At 54.3% G+C, this 17,639-nt stretch carries 18 protein-coding genes; 17 read left to right on the top strand and 1 reads right to left on the bottom strand.

Annotation, left to right across the window (positions count from 1 at the left end; all coding sequences use genetic code 11):
- The first annotated feature begins 84 nt into the window (after nt 1-84).
- From ASH01S_RS12420 to ASH01S_RS12405, 5 genes are all read left to right on the top strand, one after another.
- On the top strand, nt 85-513 hold the full coding sequence (locus tag ASH01S_RS12420; RefSeq protein WP_083521178.1) for a YidH family protein: 429 nt from the start codon (nt 85-87) through the stop codon (nt 511-513).
- 59 nt (nt 514-572) lie between these two features.
- Nucleotides 573-932: a YidH family protein gene (locus tag ASH01S_RS12415; RefSeq protein ID WP_067928698.1), complete on the top strand. Its 360-nt coding sequence runs from the start codon at nt 573-575 to the stop codon at nt 930-932.
- Between the two features lie 298 nt (nt 933-1,230).
- A complete protein-coding gene (locus tag ASH01S_RS12410) occupies nt 1,231-1,593 on the top strand; it encodes a VOC family protein (protein WP_067928696.1) in 363 nt (120 codons plus the stop codon).
- A 134-nt stretch (nt 1,594-1,727) separates the two neighbouring features.
- Complete coding sequence (locus ASH01S_RS19890) at nt 1,728-1,883, top strand: LCP family glycopolymer transferase (protein WP_505578023.1); 156 nt, start codon at nt 1,728-1,730, stop codon at nt 1,881-1,883.
- 122 nt (nt 1,884-2,005) lie between these two features.
- A complete protein-coding gene (locus ASH01S_RS12405; protein WP_067928694.1) occupies nt 2,006-3,067 on the top strand; it encodes a tartrate dehydrogenase in 1,062 nt (353 codons plus the stop codon).
- Nucleotides 3,068-3,282: 215 nt separating this feature from the next.
- Here the strand turns inward: ASH01S_RS12405 and ASH01S_RS12400 are convergent, their stop codons facing one another.
- Nucleotides 3,283-4,137: a serine hydrolase gene (locus ASH01S_RS12400; RefSeq protein WP_067928692.1), complete on the bottom strand. Its 855-nt coding sequence runs from the start codon at nt 4,135-4,137 to the stop codon at nt 3,283-3,285.
- An 823-nt stretch (nt 4,138-4,960) separates the two neighbouring features.
- Between ASH01S_RS12400 and ASH01S_RS12395 the strand changes: the two genes are divergently transcribed.
- The 12 genes from ASH01S_RS12395 to ASH01S_RS12340 all read left to right on the top strand — a co-directional run bounded on the left by ASH01S_RS12395 (nt 4,961) and on the right by ASH01S_RS12340 (nt 17,452).
- The gene (locus ASH01S_RS12395) at nt 4,961-5,926 is read left to right on the top strand and encodes an ABC transporter permease (RefSeq protein ID WP_067928709.1); all 966 of its coding nucleotides are present in this window, start codon (nt 4,961-4,963) and stop codon (nt 5,924-5,926) included.
- Between the two features lie 13 nt (nt 5,927-5,939).
- Nucleotides 5,940-6,674: an ATP-binding cassette domain-containing protein gene (locus tag ASH01S_RS12390; RefSeq protein WP_067928691.1), complete on the top strand. Its 735-nt coding sequence runs from the start codon at nt 5,940-5,942 to the stop codon at nt 6,672-6,674.
- A gap of 91 nt (nt 6,675-6,765) precedes the next feature.
- The gene (locus tag ASH01S_RS12385; protein ID WP_083517113.1) at nt 6,766-7,812 is read left to right on the top strand and encodes a sugar ABC transporter substrate-binding protein; all 1,047 of its coding nucleotides are present in this window, start codon (nt 6,766-6,768) and stop codon (nt 7,810-7,812) included.
- A gap of 13 nt (nt 7,813-7,825) precedes the next feature.
- Nucleotides 7,826-8,872 (top strand): inositol 2-dehydrogenase, encoded by a 1,047-nt coding sequence (gene iolG, locus ASH01S_RS12380; protein WP_067928687.1) that lies wholly within the window; start codon nt 7,826-7,828, stop codon nt 8,870-8,872.
- Complete coding sequence (locus ASH01S_RS12375) at nt 8,854-9,858, top strand: Gfo/Idh/MocA family protein (protein WP_067928685.1); 1,005 nt, start codon at nt 8,854-8,856, stop codon at nt 9,856-9,858. Before iolG ends, ASH01S_RS12375 begins: the two co-directional genes overlap by 19 nt.
- Nucleotides 9,852-10,862, top strand: a complete 1,011-nt coding sequence (locus ASH01S_RS12370; protein WP_067928684.1) for a Gfo/Idh/MocA family protein — start codon at nt 9,852-9,854, stop codon at nt 10,860-10,862. The genes ASH01S_RS12375 and ASH01S_RS12370 overlap by 7 nt, the downstream gene beginning before the upstream one ends.
- 28 nt (nt 10,863-10,890) lie before the next feature.
- Nucleotides 10,891-12,756 carry a 3D-(3,5/4)-trihydroxycyclohexane-1,2-dione acylhydrolase (decyclizing) gene (gene iolD, locus ASH01S_RS12365; protein ID WP_067928682.1) on the top strand — a complete coding sequence of 622 codons (1,866 nt, stop codon included), beginning with the start codon at nt 10,891-10,893 and terminating at the stop codon, nt 12,754-12,756.
- Nucleotides 12,757-12,853: 97 nt separating this feature from the next.
- Nucleotides 12,854-13,783, top strand: a complete 930-nt coding sequence (gene iolE, locus ASH01S_RS12360) for a myo-inosose-2 dehydratase (RefSeq protein ID WP_067928680.1) — start codon at nt 12,854-12,856, stop codon at nt 13,781-13,783.
- Nucleotides 13,776-14,633, top strand: coding sequence for a transketolase (locus tag ASH01S_RS12355; RefSeq protein ID WP_067928679.1), 858 nt, complete (start codon nt 13,776-13,778; stop codon nt 14,631-14,633). Before iolE ends, ASH01S_RS12355 begins: the two co-directional genes overlap by 8 nt.
- Complete coding sequence (locus ASH01S_RS12350; protein ID WP_245629057.1) at nt 14,624-15,583, top strand: transketolase family protein; 960 nt, start codon at nt 14,624-14,626, stop codon at nt 15,581-15,583. Before ASH01S_RS12355 ends, ASH01S_RS12350 begins: the two co-directional genes overlap by 10 nt.
- 17 nt (nt 15,584-15,600) lie before the next feature.
- The gene (gene iolB, locus ASH01S_RS12345; RefSeq protein ID WP_067928677.1) at nt 15,601-16,401 is read left to right on the top strand and encodes a 5-deoxy-glucuronate isomerase; all 801 of its coding nucleotides are present in this window, start codon (nt 15,601-15,603) and stop codon (nt 16,399-16,401) included.
- 37 nt (nt 16,402-16,438) lie between these two features.
- Nucleotides 16,439-17,452 (top strand): LacI family DNA-binding transcriptional regulator, encoded by a 1,014-nt coding sequence (locus tag ASH01S_RS12340; protein WP_067928675.1) that lies wholly within the window; start codon nt 16,439-16,441, stop codon nt 17,450-17,452.
- Nucleotides 17,453-17,639: the final 187 nt, after the last annotated feature.

The following is a 17,639-nucleotide window of genomic DNA, read 5'->3' as shown; positions in this document are numbered from 1 at the left end:
TTCCGGTGTGCTGCCGACGCGTGATGCTCGTTGTCATCCGCTGCCCGGGCATGTGCAATTGTTGGGGATTGAAACCAGACTGCGGTGGCGAAGGTGGAAATGATGATCAGCAGGAGGAAATCTACACAAGTTCATCAGGGTTTAGAACGGCCGCCTGTCTTCGTGGATGAATCTAAATATGTCCAGCAGCATCTCGCCAACGAACGTACCTTTCTGGCGTGGATTCGTACAATCATATCGATTTTAGGCGTTGGTTTCGTAACAACCACACTTCATTTTGAATTCGGCAATCGACTACATTCAAACGCTGACCTGCTCATCAAGCTGATAGGCTTATTTACAATTGTATTTGGCTTTGTGGCGTCCGTTTTCGCGGCTGTTTCGTATCTACAGAAGCGAGAGGGGATTAATCATTCTGGGTTTCATTCAACCGGGATCTGTGTCATCTTCGTCGGCTCTTCCGTCGCCGCAGTTTTGATTGCAATGGCGTGTTATATGGCCCTCGCCTACTAGCGTTCCGTTGGGGAACAATATGGCATCCCCCGAAAGTACCGGAGGGAACAACGTAGAAGATGAATGATACTGATGAGAGTAAACGCGTTTTGCAACACCTGGCCAATGAGCGAACGGTGCTGGCTTGGCTGCGCTCAATTCTATCCGTATCCGGTGTGGGATTTGCGTTAATCACTCTCGCCATCGATACCCATATCTCCAGATGGTATCCAATCCGCATCGTAGCTGAAGGCCTGACGCTATCCGGTGCTTTAGCCTCCGTGTTGGCCACGGTTCACTACTTCAAGAAAAGGGCGGAGATCAACGTTCATGGTCACCGCTCAAGTCTTCATTCCCTCTTTTGGCTGTACGGATTGCTAGGTCTGATTCTTGTTGTAGCAGTCGGTTTGGGAGTCATGCAGTTTCTGTCCCATGTTTGACATAGAAGTTAGGCCTAACCATCGATGATGAAGCTCAACATACTCGCAGGTATGGCTTGATTGAAAATTAGCCTTTCTGTAGATTAGTGTTAACTCGGACATGGAGGATGTAGCCATGGTACCACCCTAACTTCGATAGCGGGGGAGATTTCAAGAGCAATTGGGCAGGAATGAATCACCTCCGTCCGGAAGATGCCGAAAGATTGGCGCTATGGAGTAAAAATGCAGAACATGCAATGGCTTCAGATACTAATGTGGTCGTACCAAGTATGCAAGTGAATGATGAGGGGGAAATGTCATGAATCGTATAGCCCATTTTGAAATGCAAGTAGCGAATACGGAACAAACAGTCGAGTTTTATAGGAACATCTTCGGGTGGAAGATTGAAAAACATGGTGATTTAGGCTATTGGCTTATTACCACGGATGAAGAAGGCACCGGCATTACCGGTGGAATTTTGCCCTCCCCTGATGGGCAAGCTCGTGTAATTAACACAATTGAGGTTGATAACGTGGACGAATATTTAGTGAAAATTACTGCGAATGGCGGTGAGACGATATACCCAAAAATGCCGATTCCAGGGAGAGGTTATGTTGCATATTGTCAAGGCCCCGAAAAGCTGATTTTTGGGATATTCCAACGTGATGAGAATGCCAAATGACTTTTTCCGGGACGAATGTGGGATATGGATTCTGTAGATGGGTTAGTTCCTCAGTGAGGGAGATTACTTGTCTGGACGCAGAAATGCAGAAGCGGATACCCCCTTTATGAAGCGGAGAATTCTCTGATACACCATTGACGTTGGGATCGGACGCGCGTCGAGGGAAGAAGGCGGGGCACTCCGATTCCATCTTGCTTATCCATATTGATTGGAATCGTCATACATATGACGCGCTGAGCATCCAGCGGGACACGCGGAGTACATGCCGGGCAATGGGTACACGGAGATAACCTCGTGGGTATGGCCTGCCTGGAACCGACTACGGCTGTCAGCAACTCCACCAGGCCGCATTGGTCGGTATTGGCAAGGCGATGCTGGAATATTTTACTTTATACTTGAGGAGGGGTAGCCTGTGCAGAAGTTTGACATCGCCGTGATACCGGGCGATGGAATCGGTAAGGAAGTGGTTCCGGCGGCCATTCGTGTCCTGGATGCTGCTGCTGAGATCCACGGAGGATTGGCGTTCTCTTGGACAGAGTTCCCGTGGAGTTGCGATTATTATCTGGAGCACGGCGAAATGATGCCGGAAACAGGGATTGAGACGCTGAAAAACTTTGATCAGATATTCTTGGGTGCGGTTGGCATGCCGAGCGTGGTCCCGGACCACGTGTCCCTATGGGGATTGCTCATCAAAATTCGAAGAGAGCTGCAGCAGACCGTCAACATACGGCCTGCCAAGCTGTTGCCGGGGTTGCCATCCCCTCTGCGGCACCCGAACGGCTTTGATCTGCTGGTGGTTCGCGAGAACTCCGAGGGTGAGTACTCCGAGATTGGCGGACGGATCCACGAAGGACAGGACGAGATGGCGATTCAGAACTCGGTCTTCACCCGAAAAGCCACGGAACGGGTGATGCGGTACGCATTTGAGTTGGCGTCGAAGCGCAAGCGGCACGTGACATGCGCGACCAAATCGAATGGCATCACGCACACAATGCCGTTTTGGGATCGGGTGTTTGGTGAGGTGAGCAGGGAGTTTCCCGACATTCAGACCTCGCGCACACACATTGACGCGCTGTCCGCCTTCTTCGTGATGAAACCGGAGACGTTGGATGTCATCGTGGCTTCGAATCTGTTTGGGGACATTCTGACCGATCTTGGCGGAGCCATCATGGGCAGCATCGGCATCGCGCCCGCCGCGAATTTGAATGTCGAACGGAAATACCCGTCGATGTTTGAACCCGTGCATGGTTCGGCGCCGGATATCGCTGGGCAGGGCATAGCGAACCCGTTGGGTCAAATCTGGACGGGGAAGATGATGCTCGACTTTCTCGGGTACGAAGAGCTGGGTGATCTCGTGCTGAAGGCGATAGAGAAGACGTTGGCGTCCGGCGTAAAGACGCGCGATATTGGCGGCAGGCACAGCACGGAGGAGGTCACCCGCGCGGTGTTGGACAACCTGAGGGCGCAGGCGTGAGACCAAATTCATGCAGCGGGTGCCGAGAGGTTGAGTCGAACAGGGGCAGGAATGTTGCGAAGCAACCACTTGGAATGTGGGATGGGCCCGCCGTACACCGAGTTGCATACTGGCGAGCCCTTTCGCCGTTTTTGGAGGGTGTAGGAGTGCGGAGACAGGAGCGAATACAGACTGTGAACCTCTGGGCGTGATGTGTGGGCTTCGCGTGGGATCATTCACTTCGTTTGAAGTTCATTCCAAATCATTTTGGAGATGTCGTCTATGGTGTCGATGCCGTACTGCTCCGTCGGGTTGTTGATGGTGTACACCGCGATGACGTAGTTGCGTCCATCTCCATCCACATAACCTAAACTGTTGATCCGCCAATCAGACCAGGTCTTCGGTGACCATCCATCTTTAATGGCCACTGTCGCGTTGGTGTCGACTCCCGCACTCACTCCCCATTGTTGATCCGCTTCCACGTGTTCCATCAGATTAAGTCCGTATTTGCGTTCCTCATTGGTTAGGATGTCATTTGGGCAGGCGAATAGCTTCATGGCTTTTAACATGTCCGACGCTGTCGTGGTGGTCAATCCCCAGTGGTCATTCGCGGTGGTGTGGGACATTCCTAGTTGGTCCATGAACCTCTGCATGGCCGCAGTGCCGCCGTCATCCTCCCATAAATCGGTGGCGGCATCATTGTCGCTATTTTCAATCATTCGCGTCAATTGTTCTTGCTGCTCCTCTGTTAGATTTCCATCATTCTCTTTCAACGTCTCCGCCAGGATAAGTACTTTTATGGTGCTTGCGGGACAATATACCGAGTTCGGATGGAAACTGTATGTTTTCCCCGTCCTTTTATCGTAGATTGCGACAGAGACATCGTCGTCACGTGTTTTTATAAATTGGCGAAATTGGGTTCCAAATAGATTCAGACGGTGTTGTGTCGGTTCCGTCGTACGGCCTACCTGTTTCGTGACCTGACTTGGTCGTTGTGCCGCAGCTTGCCGCGCTCGCATTCCGTACTGCAAAAAAATCAGGATACCAAGGATTCCCGCGATGACTACAGAACCAAGAATTTTCCTGACCATATTGGCCCACCCCACACTTTAAGTTAGAGGAAGCACCTTGAAGGGAAGTTGAATTTCAGGGAACATGGCACATTTGGCTTGATAATTCAGTGGCGGTGCACGACTCCGGTTACATTCGTATTTGAGGTGACGACTTACGAGCGTCGGGAGGCCCTATGCAACTTACAGGCTGTGTGGGCAGAGGTTGATAACAATAAATTTTCGAAAACGTATTTACAAAGACGCCTGCCCCAATTATAATGAGGCAAAGAAAGCGCTATCCTTAATATCATCCGTGACGAGGTCGACCGAAAGACTCTCTCGGATGGAGGTTTGTTCATATGTATACATAAAAATATAAAAATAATATTTTATAGATCTCGTTCGCTGTATGGGATACCAACTCAGGTTTTCGTTGCGCGAACATGCGGATCTATAAACACGACTAGGGTACAAAGACTTGATAAAGGGGGAAGAAGGAGCAAAATACGACAAACCTTAGGCTCAAATGAGGCGCAAATTGGGAATATAAGGAAGTTATTGGGGCTGTTTGAAAGAAAAGCTTTGTTTCTCCTACCCTTATTGTAAGCGGTTTCTTTCAGAAAATATCTCAGTGGGACAGCTCGGTGTTTTTCGGCGAGGAAAGCGGTTTCCTTGTATCCGGCCGACTTCGGATGTTTGACGCATGTACGTGTCCGGTACGGATCGTATAAGGCCACCTTGACCTGCATGAGACTTCATGCCAAGCGCGTGTTGGACATGAAAGAATAGAATTTAAGACGAAAGGTATGTGAAGGAGATGACCGGAAAAATTCAGCTACAAACTCTATCGGGGCCGAAGGGATTGAGGTGGAGTCGAACCCTTTTTTCAGTCAAGGAACTCGGCGTAATCGGGGGCATTGTTCTAGCCGCAGTCATATTTACCGTCTTGAATCCACAGTTTTTATCGATGACGGAGGCCGCCTCCATTATTACAAGCGCGGCGGAGATTGGCATCATCGCGATTGGCATCACCATCCTCATGATAAGTGGGGAGTTTGACCTCTCAGTCGGTTCCATCTACGCATTGTGTCCCACCATCTGGGCGTATCTCTTTGTCCAACAACACTGGAACATTTGGCTCAGCCTCGTGTGCGCCCTCATTCCCGCTGCACTGACCGGTTTGGCCAATGGACTCATCGTGACGCGATTCCATGTCAACTCATTCATTGTCACGTTGGGCACACAGATGTGGTGGCGCGGCATCGTTCTCGTGGCGACTGGAGGATATCCCATTTCGTACTTCGGCAGCTCCAAATTGATGCACGTTATGGGAGGGGAGGTTGTCGGGGGGCTGCACTTTACCGCGGTCTGGTTTGTCGTGGCCGCTGTGCTCGGATGGTTCGTACTCAACAAGACGAAATTTGGGAACTGGTGCTTTGCTTCCGGTGGCAAACCGGATGCTGCGCGCGCCATGGGCATTCCGGTGACGCGGGTCAAGGTCGTGAACTTCTGCATCAGCGCTTTGTTGGCCGGCCTAGTTGGGTGTATGGACCTCGCAAGGCTGAATTCGGTCTCCCCGGCACAGGGTCAAGGCTTAGAACTGACCGTCATCGTGGCTGCGGTGATTGGTGGCACGGCACTTGCCGGGGGCATCGGGAGTGTGGTTGGCTCCTGCCTCGGTGCCCTTCTGATGGGCATGATTACGTCGGGGTTGATCCTCATGGGGGCGCCAAGTTATTGGTACACCTCGTTTGTTGGGATCATCTTAATCATTGCCGTCATGTTCAACGTCCGTGTCAGCAAGATCAGCAAGTCTAGAAGTGCGTAAGGGGGTGCACGACTTGGAGGATATCTTGCAACTCTCGAATATCCAGAAACGGTTTGGGACCGTTCAGGCGCTCCGGGACGTGAATGTCAACATCGCCCGCGGCGAAATTGTGGCACTCATTGGCGACAACGGAGCCGGGAAGTCGACGCTCATCAAGATTATCAGTGGGTATCATGCGCCGTCTGAAGGGAAGATGGTTTTCGATGGTCGGGAGGTGCGCCTGAAATCTCCCAGCGAGGCGCGAGCACTAGGCATCGAAACGGTCTACCAGGATCTCGCTCTGGTTGAGAACTTAAGCCTCTGGCGAAACTTTTTTCTTGGCAAGGAACGAACGGGTGCTGGCTGGATGAACGTGTTGCGGCGCAGGGAAATGGAACAGGCCTGTATGCAAGCCCTGGCCGACATGGGGATTCGATTGCGCTCAACGAGAGAGGAAGTCGGTCATATGTCCGGGGGAGAGCGTCAGGCTGTCGCCATTGCCCGAGCGGCTTACTTTGGGGCGAAGCTTCTGATTCTCGACGAGCCGACAGCGGCGTTATCCGTCAAGGAAACCGAGCGGGTTTTTGAAATCGTCAAGGAGGTGAGTCGCAAAGGGGTATCGGTGATTCTCATCATGCACAACCTCGGCCAAGTCTATCAAGTTGCCGATAGATTCGTCGTATTGGAACGGGGCGTCCAGATAGGGAACTTCACAAGGGACCAAACCACGTTGGACGCCATTACCCAAATGGTAGTCGGGGTGCATTGAAGGGTTTCGACACTCCAGACAACCACAAGTGTTCGTATGATTATCGGATGATTGGAACTATATCGATAAAGTTTTGTAAGGGGGCAAATTCATGAAGAGATTATGGAGAAAAGCCATTGCGGCCTCGTTCTGTGCATTTGGGGCATTGACGTTCACGGTCGGGTGTTCAACATCCGACACAAACTCGGCAAACTCATCCTCCGGTGCCTCAGGGGCAAACCAACCGTCGGGCAACTCGAATACGGTTAAGCAGACGGGGAACTCGAAACTTACGTTCTACGTCATTGCGCATAGCGGACCCTCAGATCCATTCTGGGCCGTGGAGCAGAAAGGGGTGCAGGCGGCGGCGAAGGACCTGGGTGTGAAGGCGATTTTTGAGGGACCACAGACCTTCAGCATTCCAGACGAAGTGAACCTGCTCAATGCAGCGATTGCGGCAAAACCAGCTGGGATAGCGGTTACCCTGCCGGATCCCAAAGCATTCAATGAATCCATCAAGCAGGCGCAAGCCCATGGAATTCCCGTCATTTCGTTCAACGCGCAGGATTTCTCGAAGAGTGTGCCTGTGAAAGGGTATGTCGGCCAGGACGAAACACAATCCGGCGACTTTCTCGCGAGTCATCTACTCAACCAACTGCACTCAGGCGACCATACGGTGATCCTCAATAGCCAGCCTGGAGCACTCAATCTGACTTGGAGAGAACGAGGGATTGAGCAGGTGTTAAAACCGAAGGGAGTTGCGGTCGATGTGCTCAACATCGGGACCGACGCGAACCAGGCCATTTCCATCTTGCAGAGCTACTTTGCCAAACATCCGAACGTAGATCTCATTTTTAGTTTGGGACCGCAGGAGACGATACCTGCCGTCCAATTCCTGAAACAAAATAACCTCCAGGACAAGGTGAAAATCGCGTCCTTCGACATCGATCCAAACACCTTGCACGCCATTCAGCAGGGCATCGACCTGGGGACGGTGGACCAGCAACCTTTTGTCCAGGCTTACATGTCCGTCGTAGAACTCTACTTGACGGCCAAGTATGGAATGTCGCCCGTGGATGTCAATACGGGGACGTTGTTCGTGACGAAGGACAACGTGTCAAAGATGGAGAAGCTGGTTCAATCCGGAATCGGGGGCTGAGGAGGCATGGCGTGTGCGCGAAATCTCAGTTGGAATCATCGGTGCGGGGCGAATTGGAAAGTTGCACGCAGAAAACATTCGCCGATTTGAGGGGGTGAGGATTAAAGCGGTCTCCGACATCTATGTCGATGCGATCCGCACGTGGGCGAAGGATATCGGAATACAGGATGTTACCGACGATTATCAAGATATTCTTTCTGATTCAGAGATTGAAGCGATTCTCATCTGTGCACCGACCGACCTGCATACGCAAATCATTGAAGAAGCGGCTCAGGTGGGGAAGCACGTATTCTGCGAGAAACCGGTAAGTATGGAACTCGAGAAGACGTGCCGTGCCGTCGACACCGCACAAGCAAACGGCATCTGCTTGCAAATCGGTTTCAATCGGAGGTTTGATCATAACTTCAAGCGGCTGAGAAGGGCGGTGACGGAGGGGGCTCTCGGCCAAAGTCATATCCTGAAAATCACGTCACGGGACCCTCATCCTCCTTCAGCCGACTACATCAAAACTTCCGGCGGAATTTTTCTGGACATGGCCATCCATGATTTTGATCTCGCACGGTACATCGTGGGCGGGGAAGTTGAAGAGGTGTATGCCCAGGGAGAGGTCCTTATCGACGATACGTTCCGCGAGGTGGGCGATGTCGATACCGCAGTCACGGTTTTGAAGTTTGATAACGGGGCGATTGGCGTGATCGACAACAGTCGCAAGGCGGTCTATGGCTATGACCAGCGCGTTGAAGTTTTTGGATCCCAGGGCTGTATGGTGGTGGACAACGACTATCAGAATACAGCCCAGTTCTGGACAGAGGGTGGTGTGTATCGCGATGCGCCGAAATCCTTCTTTCTCGACCGATACCATGAAGCCTATACCGAAGAAGTGAAATCTTTTATCGAATGTATCCGAAACGGTAAGCTTCCTCTCGTGACGGGGCACGACGGATTCCAGGCAGAGTGCATCGCGCACGCGGCCATGCGCTCGTTCAAGGAAAAGAGGCCCATCAAAGTTCGCGATGTTTATGAAGGCATAGGAGGAGAAACGTGGAACTGCTCAAGGTAGGCATCATCGGGGCCGGCAGAATGGGAGAACTCCATGCACGGAATGTCACAGAAACACCTGGGTGTGTGGTGTCCGTCGTGTGGGATTTAGATGCGACGCGCAGCGAGCGGATTGCCCAAAGTTTACAGAGCCGTGTCGGTCCAAACCCAGAATCGGTGTTTCAAGAAGCGGATGCCGTCATCGTCACCACTCCTACGAGTACACACCTGGAATACATTGAAATGGCGCTGCAATATGGGGTCCCGGCCATGGTCGAGAAGCCGCTCACGTTCTCAGCCGGGGATCTCGAAAAGTTGCGGGCGATGAACAACCTGCACCTGATTATGCCCGCATACATGCGGCGCTTCGACCGCGCGTATCGGACGGCGCAACAGTACATCTCCGAGGGGAAAATTGGCCGGGTCCTCAGTGTCATCGCGATTGGCAGGGATCAAACCCCTCCGACACCGGAGTTTGTTCCACAATCTGGCGGTCTGTTTTTTGACATGGGCGTACATGACTACGACCTGATTCAGTGGCTGACCGGTCAACGTGTCGTGCGCGTCCGTTCCATCAGCGGCGGTTTGTGGCGGAACGCTTACATGCAAGAACTTGGCGATCCGGAAGAGGGCGCGGTTCTGCTCAACCTTGACGAGGGTGCCATCGCCCAGGTTCTCCTCAGCCGATCCGTACGATACGGATACGACATCCGCATGCGGGTTTTCGGAACCGAGGGGTCGCTGGAAATCGGGGAGGCGCCACGGGACAAGACGACCCGATTCACGGCGGAGGGGATGGTACGGCAAATGCATTCCTTCCCGGATCGGTTTGAAGACGCCTACCGCAGCGAGATTGCCGTTTTCCTGGATTGTGTGCGCAAAGGGGCCGCGTTTCCAGTCGACGTGGCGAGTGTGCTGGAGGCGGAACGGGTCGCGTATGCAGCCGCCGAGTCCCAGAGGCGCAACCATGCGGTGAACATCACAGAGAGAAGGGAAGGCGTATGCTGAATGTTGCGGTTGTCGGAGCCGGGGGGCTGGCCCGCCGTCGCGCGGAGATCCTTCAGTCGTTGTCAGGTGTTCGTGTGTCGGCCATGATTGGGAGGTCCCGGCGGGGCGCGGCCGTAGCCGAAGAGTTAGGGGTCCCCTTCACGACCTCGCTTGTGGATGGCGTGCGGAACGCGGACGCGGTGGTCGTCTCCATATCGACAGACCAACACCTACCGGTCGTGGAGCAACTCTTGTTAGCAGCCAAAAAGCCGCTGCTGCTTGAAAAACCGTTAGCCAGCAATCTGACGGATTGCATCCAGATGTGCCGTTTGATTGAGGAAGCGGGAGTGCCCGTACACATCGGGTACCAGCGGCGTTTTCTGCCCGATTATGTGCGCGCCCATACGATTGTTAGGTCCGGCGATCTCGGTCGGGTATTCGTGTGCCTTAGCACCAGTCGCGACCGCGTTTGTCCAGACGCAAGGTACATTCGAACGTCGGGTGGCATCTGGCGTGATTTGGTCATCCACGACATTAACCTGATTCGCTGGTTCATGAACGACGAGGTGGAATGGGTCGAGGGCCTTGGTACGAATGGGGACACGGAGTATCTAAAAGAAATGCAGGACTTCGAAGATGTCCTCGGCGTGATGCAGTTCGCCTCAGGTGGTTTAGGGTACGTCGGGGCGAGCCGTACCGCCCATCACGGATGTGACATCCGCACAGAGGTGTGGGGGGAGACCGGATCGGTCTTCGTGGAACTGGATGAACGTCGTGACCTCGCCCTTCTCTCTAAGCAAGGAATTGTTCGGCAAGGATTTACCGATTATTTGGATGTGTTTGGCCGAGCCTTTGTGGAGGAAGTGAAGGCCTGGGTGAAGAGTGTGGTGGATGGGACACCCGGAATGATAACCGTGCAAGAAGCCCTGAAGGATTCTATCGTGGCCGAGGCCTTCACGTTGTCGGCGAACGAAGGGCGCAGGGTCTATGTGGAGGAAGTCCGTCAGACGGCCGCCGTCTCATGAAACCATCTCGGAAATGGGAGGGAGCCTGGTGCATACGGTTCGACTCACCGTCGCACAAGCCCTTGTGCAGTTTCTCGACAACCAATACGTTTTGGTGGATGGGAAGGAATCCAAGTTTGTCCGCGGCATCATGGGGATCTTTGGCCATGGCAACGTCACGGGCCTGGGAGAGGCCATCGAAAATCACCGTGGATCTCTCGAATTCATTCAAGGCAAGAATGAACAGGGCATGGCCCACGCCGCCATTGCGTTTGCCAAGCAGATGAATCGGCGCGCGATTTACGCCTGCACCTCCTCTATCGGTCCCGGTGCGCTGAACATGGTCACCGCAGCCGGAACGGCGACGGTCAACCGCATCCCGGTTCTCTTTCTGCCCGGGGACGTGTTTGCTTGCCGTCAGCCCGATCCGGTGCTCCAGCAGATTGAAAACGCTCACGACTACACCATCACGGCGAATGACGCGTTTCGTCCGGTGAGTAAATATTGGGACCGAATCAATCGGCCGGAACAACTGATGCCGGCCCTGCTGAATGCCATGCGCGTCCTGACGGATGCGGCAGAGACCGGCGCGGTAACCCTGGCACTGCCACAGGATGTTCAAGCAGAGGCATACGATTGGCCGGTGGAATTTTTGGCGAAGCGCGTGCACGTCATTGACCGCCTGCGCCCCGCCGAGTCTTCCCTGTCCATCGCCGTTGACATGATTGCCAGGAAGCGCAAGCCATTGCTCATCGTCGGCGGGGGTGTACGGTACAGCGAAGCCGGGGAGGCTGTGGAGGCCTTTGCGAATGCCTTTCATATCCCCGTTGCCGAAACGCAGGCGGGAAAGGGCGCCATCGTCAGTAACTTCCCGCTGAATCTCGGCGCCGTAGGGGTGAACGGTTCGGCGGCAGCCAACCGGATCGCGCGTGAGGCTGACTTGGTCATTGGTGTGGGGACTCGGTTCACGGATTTCACGACTTCCTCCAAGACCGCATTTTCCAATCCCGATGTTCAGTTCCTGTCCATCAACGTCTCGAGAGCGGATGCGTACAAACTGCAGGCGTTTCCATTGATTGGTGACGCGAAGGCCGCCTTGACCGAACTGCAGACGGCCCTGGCCGCACGGGGGTACCAATCGGAACATTCACTTTCCGATTTGGCCGAACTCAAGCAGAAATGGCAAGACGAAGTGACACGCCTTGTCGCGCGGTCACAACCGGAGGGACTTACGCAAACCCAAGTCATTGGCGAGGTGAATCAGTTTATCGACGAGACCGCCGTCATCGTCTGTGCCGCTGGGAGCCTACCCGGCGACCTTCACCGCCTGTGGCATACGAAATCGCCGGGAACGTACCACATGGAATACGGGTTTTCTTGTATGGGCTACGAGGTCAGCGGTGCGTTCGGCATCAAGCTGGCCGTACCGGATCGCGACGTCTATGCATTGGTCGGGGACGGCAGCTATTTAATGCTGCATTCCGAACTGGTGACCAGCATTCAAGAGGGCAGAAAGATTATCATCGTGCTTTTTGATAACCATGGATTCCAGTGCATTCACAGCCTGCAATGCAGCCAAGGAAGCAAGGGCTTCGGCAACGAGTTCCGCTATAAGGCCGCGCAGACGCGTCGCCTGACGGGAGAGTATCTGCCGATAGACTTTGCCGCCCATGCACGGAGCCTCGGGGCAGCCGCGTTCCAGGTTCAGACTGTCGAAGAGCTGCGGCAGGCCTTGCAGGCAAGCCGAGATACAGATGTGACCACGCTCATCGATGTCAAGATAGTTCCCCGGTCCGGGAGTGCGGGGTACGATTCCTGGTGGCGGCTCGGTGTGGCGGAAACCTCCTGTGACGAGGATGTGCGGGCGGCGGCGGTCAGGATGCAGGAGATGGCGAGAAACGCGCGCCCGATTTAGAAGGAGTCCGGAAAGGGGGCAGAACTCCCCGGTGCATTGCTTCGTCAGCGCCCAAAATGCTCCCTCACGTACCAAAAAAAGGGGATGAGGACAAAGCATGGGGACTCGAAAACTGTGGCTTGGCGTGCATCCCATCAACTGGATTGGCGAGGATGTACTGGAACACGGGGATTGGTACACGGCAGAACAGGTGCTGGACGAGATTCAGAGTTTGGGCTTTCGCGGCATCGAAGTGGTGCGGAAATTCCCCAAAGACGTGACCGGTTTGCAAGCCGTTCTACGCCCCCGAGGACTTCGCGTCGTGAGTCAGTGGAAGTCCGTGTATTTTAGCTGGGCGGATGGCTCCGACAAAGAGTCGCGACGGCGTGAGTTGGAAGCGTATAAACGGCATGCGGATAGGTTGCGCCAGCTTGGGTCGAAAGTCATCAGCACCGCCGAACTGGGCGGATCCGTACTGGATGCGTCCCAGCCTGGTGCAACTGTGACCCCGTTGGATGACGACGGGTGGGCGCGGCTCATCGAGGGGCTTCATGCAGCCGGGGAGATTTGTCAATCGTTTGGGATGAAGCTGGTCTACCACCATCACGCCGGGACAGTGGTAGAGAAGATGGAAGAGATTGACCGGCTGATGGAATCGACGGATCCGAATCTCGTGTACCTGTTGTATGACACGGGGCATGCGTATAATGCCGGAATCAATCCGCTCGATTTGTTCGAGAAATACGCACATCGCATTGGTTACATTCACCTCAAAGACGTGCGAGAAGAGGTATGCCGCGCTGAGCGAGCAAAAGGCTCACCGTTCAAAGAACGGATTCGGCGAGGTGTGTTCACGACACCCGGCCACGGCTGTATCGACTTCAAGCCAATTTTGGAGCGCATCTATCATTCGGGTTTCACCGGCTGGCTGATGATTGAGGGAGAACAGGATCCGGCTCGATACAATCCGTATGAGTTTGTCGGACATTCCAAGCGGTATTTGGAAGACTTGATTCAATCCATAGGGGGTGAATTCCTTTATGACTAAGGCAGTTACGGACGTGGAGCACATCGAAGAATTGAGAGAACTCGCCCGCACGGCCCGCCAACACATCGTGCGCACCATCCATAAGGCAGGAGCCGGACACCTCGGCGGACCCTTGTCTGCGGTGGACATTCTGACGACTTTGTATTTTGATGTCATGAATGTCCATCCGGATAACCCGACGTGGGAAGATCGGGATCGCTTCATCTTGTCGAAGGGACACTCGGCGATTGCACTCTACACGGTCCTGGCGATGCGGGGGTTCTTTCCGATTTCCGAGCTGGATACGTTCGACGCGATGGATTCCAGACTCCAGGGCCACCCGGATATGAAGCTGTTGCCGGGGATTGACATGTCGACCGGATCGCTCGGGCAAGGGGTGTCTGCCGCGGTGGGAATGGCTCTCGGCGCGAAGCTCCAAGGTCGCGAGTTTCGCGTGTTTTGCTTGATTGGTGACGGGGAATCGCAAGAGGGGCAGGTCTGGGAGGCCGCAGATGTCGCCGCGAAGTATGGCCTGGATAATCTCATTGTCATCATGGACTTCAACAAACTTCAGCAGTTTGGCTGGGGAAAGGGAAGTCTGCGCGCCAGCCCTGTTGCCAATCCAAAAGAGCGGTGGGCGGCTTTTGGGTGGAACGTGGGTGTCGTGAACGATGGCAACGACATCGCCGAGCTGTTGGCGGCGCTGCACACACCGGCGGCACCGGGACGTCCGTCGATATGGATTGCCCACACGGTGAAGGGCAAAGGGGTTCGCTTCATGGAAAATGACTATGTCTGGCATGCGAAGGTCCCTTCCCTTCAGGAACTGAATGACGCACTCTTGGAATTGGGGGGAACACCTTGTATCTAACCGAAGAACGCGTGGCCATGCGGGACGCTTTTGGGGAGTCGCTGCTGTCTCTATCGCAAGCGGATGAGAGAGTCTATGCGTTAGACGGGGACTTGGCGAACTCGACGAAAGTAGATCGGGTGGCGCATGAGAACCCGGAGAAGTTTCTGCAGATGGGGATTGCGGAACAGAACATGGTGGGAGTCGCGGCGGGCTTGGCGGCGGTCGGGCTGCAGCCGTGGGTGACCAGTTTTGCGGCGTTCACTTCCAGGCGTGCGCTGGACCAAGTGCTCGTTTCGGTGGCGCAGCCGCGACTCGACGTCAAGCTCGTGGGTGCCTATAGCGGATTGTTGAATGGGAAGACCGGAAAATCGCATCAGGGGCTTGAGGACATCGCCGTGATGCGGGCACTTCCCAACATGACCATCTTTGCGCCGGCCGACGCGGTGGAAGTAAGTCTCGTGATGAAGTGGGCGAATGAACACTCTGGACCCGTCTACATCCGACTGGCCCGCGATCCGTCGCCCATTGTATTTCCGTCGAGTGCTGCCCATGACGTGGCAAAAGCGGTCTGGCTTTGTGAGGGAACCGACGTGACACTGGTGACGACCGGGATTCAGACGCCCCGGGCGGTGGCGGTAGCGAACCTGGCGCGGGATCAGGGGCTGTCCGTGGGGGTGTTGCACGTGCCTTGTATCAAGCCGTTGGATGTTCCGTCCATCGTTTCTGCGGCGCAAAAGACGGGCGCGATTGTCACGGCGGAGGAACACAACATTATCGGCGGCCTCGGCAGCGCGGTGGCTGAAGCGTTGTCTGAGACATGGCCGGTGCCGATAGTCCGCGTGGGCGTGAAAGACAAGAATTCGGAGTCGGGTCCGAGCGATGCCCTGCTCAAAAAGTATGAGTTGGATGAAGACGCGATGATGCAGGCGATCCACCGTGCACTACGAATGAAGGAGCGATTTCAATGAGTGGAGGAGTTGTTTCCATGAGCAATCTCATCGTCCGTCCGCAACCTGCACCCGATGGCAAGGGCGAATGGCTGTCCCTGACGCCCGAGTCCGTGGGTTGGAAGTATGTGCACTTTGAAGTCCGGTCATTATCTGCCGGGCAGACGTTCCACACGGAAACCGGCGATCTCGAAGTGTGCATCGTCATTCTGTCTGGGAAGGTGCGCGCGTACAGCAAGGGCTTTACAACGTCCGTGATCGGTGAACGGAAAACCGTGTTTGAACGGAGGCCGCCCTATGCCCTGTATCTGACCACGGATGAGGCGTGCCAGATTGAGGCTGTGGAAGATGCGGAGCTGGCCATTTGCAAAGCCCCCGGGAAAGGAACTTACCCGAGCCGTGTGATCCGACCGGAAGACGTAAAAACGGAAACGCGTGGCCACGGTCCGATGGAACGGTACATTCAAAACATCCTTGCTGACACGGACGCGGCGGACAGCTTGCTCGTGGTGGAAGTATATACGCCAAACGGGAACTGGTCGAGCTATCCGCCCCATAAGCATGACGAGGACAACTTGCCGCACGAGGCGTATCTGGAAGAAACCTATTATCACCGGATAAAACCAGCGCACGGATTCTGCATCCAACGAGTCTACGACGAAGAGAGAGGATTTGATGAGACCGTAGTCGCCCGCAACGGAGAGGTGGTTCTCGTTCCACGCGGGTATCATATGGTTGGAGCACCTCCCGGATATGATCTATACTATCTGAATGTAATGGCAGGTCCGGTTCGGACATGGGTATTCCAACGCGATGCGAAGCACACCTGGATAAAGTAGTTCGACTGGGGCATTGAATCTACAAGGAGTATCTGGGATGAAGCCAACGATTTACGACGTGGCGGAGCGGGCTGGTGTATCGATTTCCACCGTGTCGAAGGTCCTGAATGGTCGCGGCAAAATTGGGGAAGCGACCAAAGCGCGCATTTTTAAAGTGATGAAAGAATTGCAGTACCAACCCAACAATGCGGCCATGGCCCTGACCGGGAAATCGACGTATGTGTTAGGTATCGTCATCCCTGACTTGAACAACCCGTTTTTTGCCGCCATCTCGAAATCGGTGGAATCGAATGCGCGTCAGGTGAATTACAGTTCGATCATTTGCAGCACGGATTACAATCCGCAGCGTGAGGAAGAGTACTTGGGATTGTTGAAAAGACAGATGGTGGACGGAATCATCATTGCCTCCGGATTCCAGGAGGACACCCATCTCGTGAAAATGGTGATTGAAGAAGAAATTCCGGTGGTACTCATTGCGCGCGACATCCCGGATATTCTTGTAGATACCGTATCCATTGACGATTTCATCGGCGGTCTCATCGCGACAAAACACCTTCTGGAGCTTGGCCACCAAAGAATCGGCGTAATTACGGAGCCCTTGAAGTGCGGATGGGAACGGGTCCGAGGCTATCAGAGTGCACTCCATGAATGGTCTATCCCAGTGAACGAAAGCCTGATAGTGAGCTCGGAATCGTCCATTGAGGCGGGCAGGGAGGCGGCGAACAAGCTGTTTAGCCGAGCGGACCCGCCCACCGCACTGTTTACGACCAACGACTTGCTGGCGATTTCCGCCATCCAGGTCATTCGTGATAAAGGATTGCACGTTCCAGAAGATGTTTCCGTGGTCGGTTTCGACAACACCATTCTGGCTCACCTTGTCAATCCGGCTCTGACGACCGTATCCCAACCGATGACAGATATGGGCGCCCAGGCCGTCAACCTGTTGTTGGAGCAAATACGCAACAAAGAACACACGCGAAAACGCGTCATTTTCATACCGGAACTGGTGGTTCGGGGTTCAACGGGGCCGCCGCATAAGGTTCCTCAATAACGCATACTTCTTGGAGGTGAGCCTACGTGAGACGATCCGTTCCTCTGTGATGGTGCCTGAGAACGCGATCCGAGGAGAGGCATGGGCCCTCATAGATGAATGGAACAAATAAGATTGTGAGAGTGGATTGACAATTAACATTCGAGAATGTATATTTGGGGCGCGGGCGTTTGGGAGCGTTCCCAAA

The organism is Alicyclobacillus shizuokensis NBRC 103103, from assembly GCF_001552255.1.
Lineage (GTDB): Bacteria > Bacillota > Bacilli > Alicyclobacillales > Alicyclobacillaceae > Alicyclobacillus_G > Alicyclobacillus_G shizuokensis.
The sequence above is the reverse complement of the archived record's forward strand: the minus strand, read 5'-3'. Positions and strand labels throughout refer to the sequence as shown.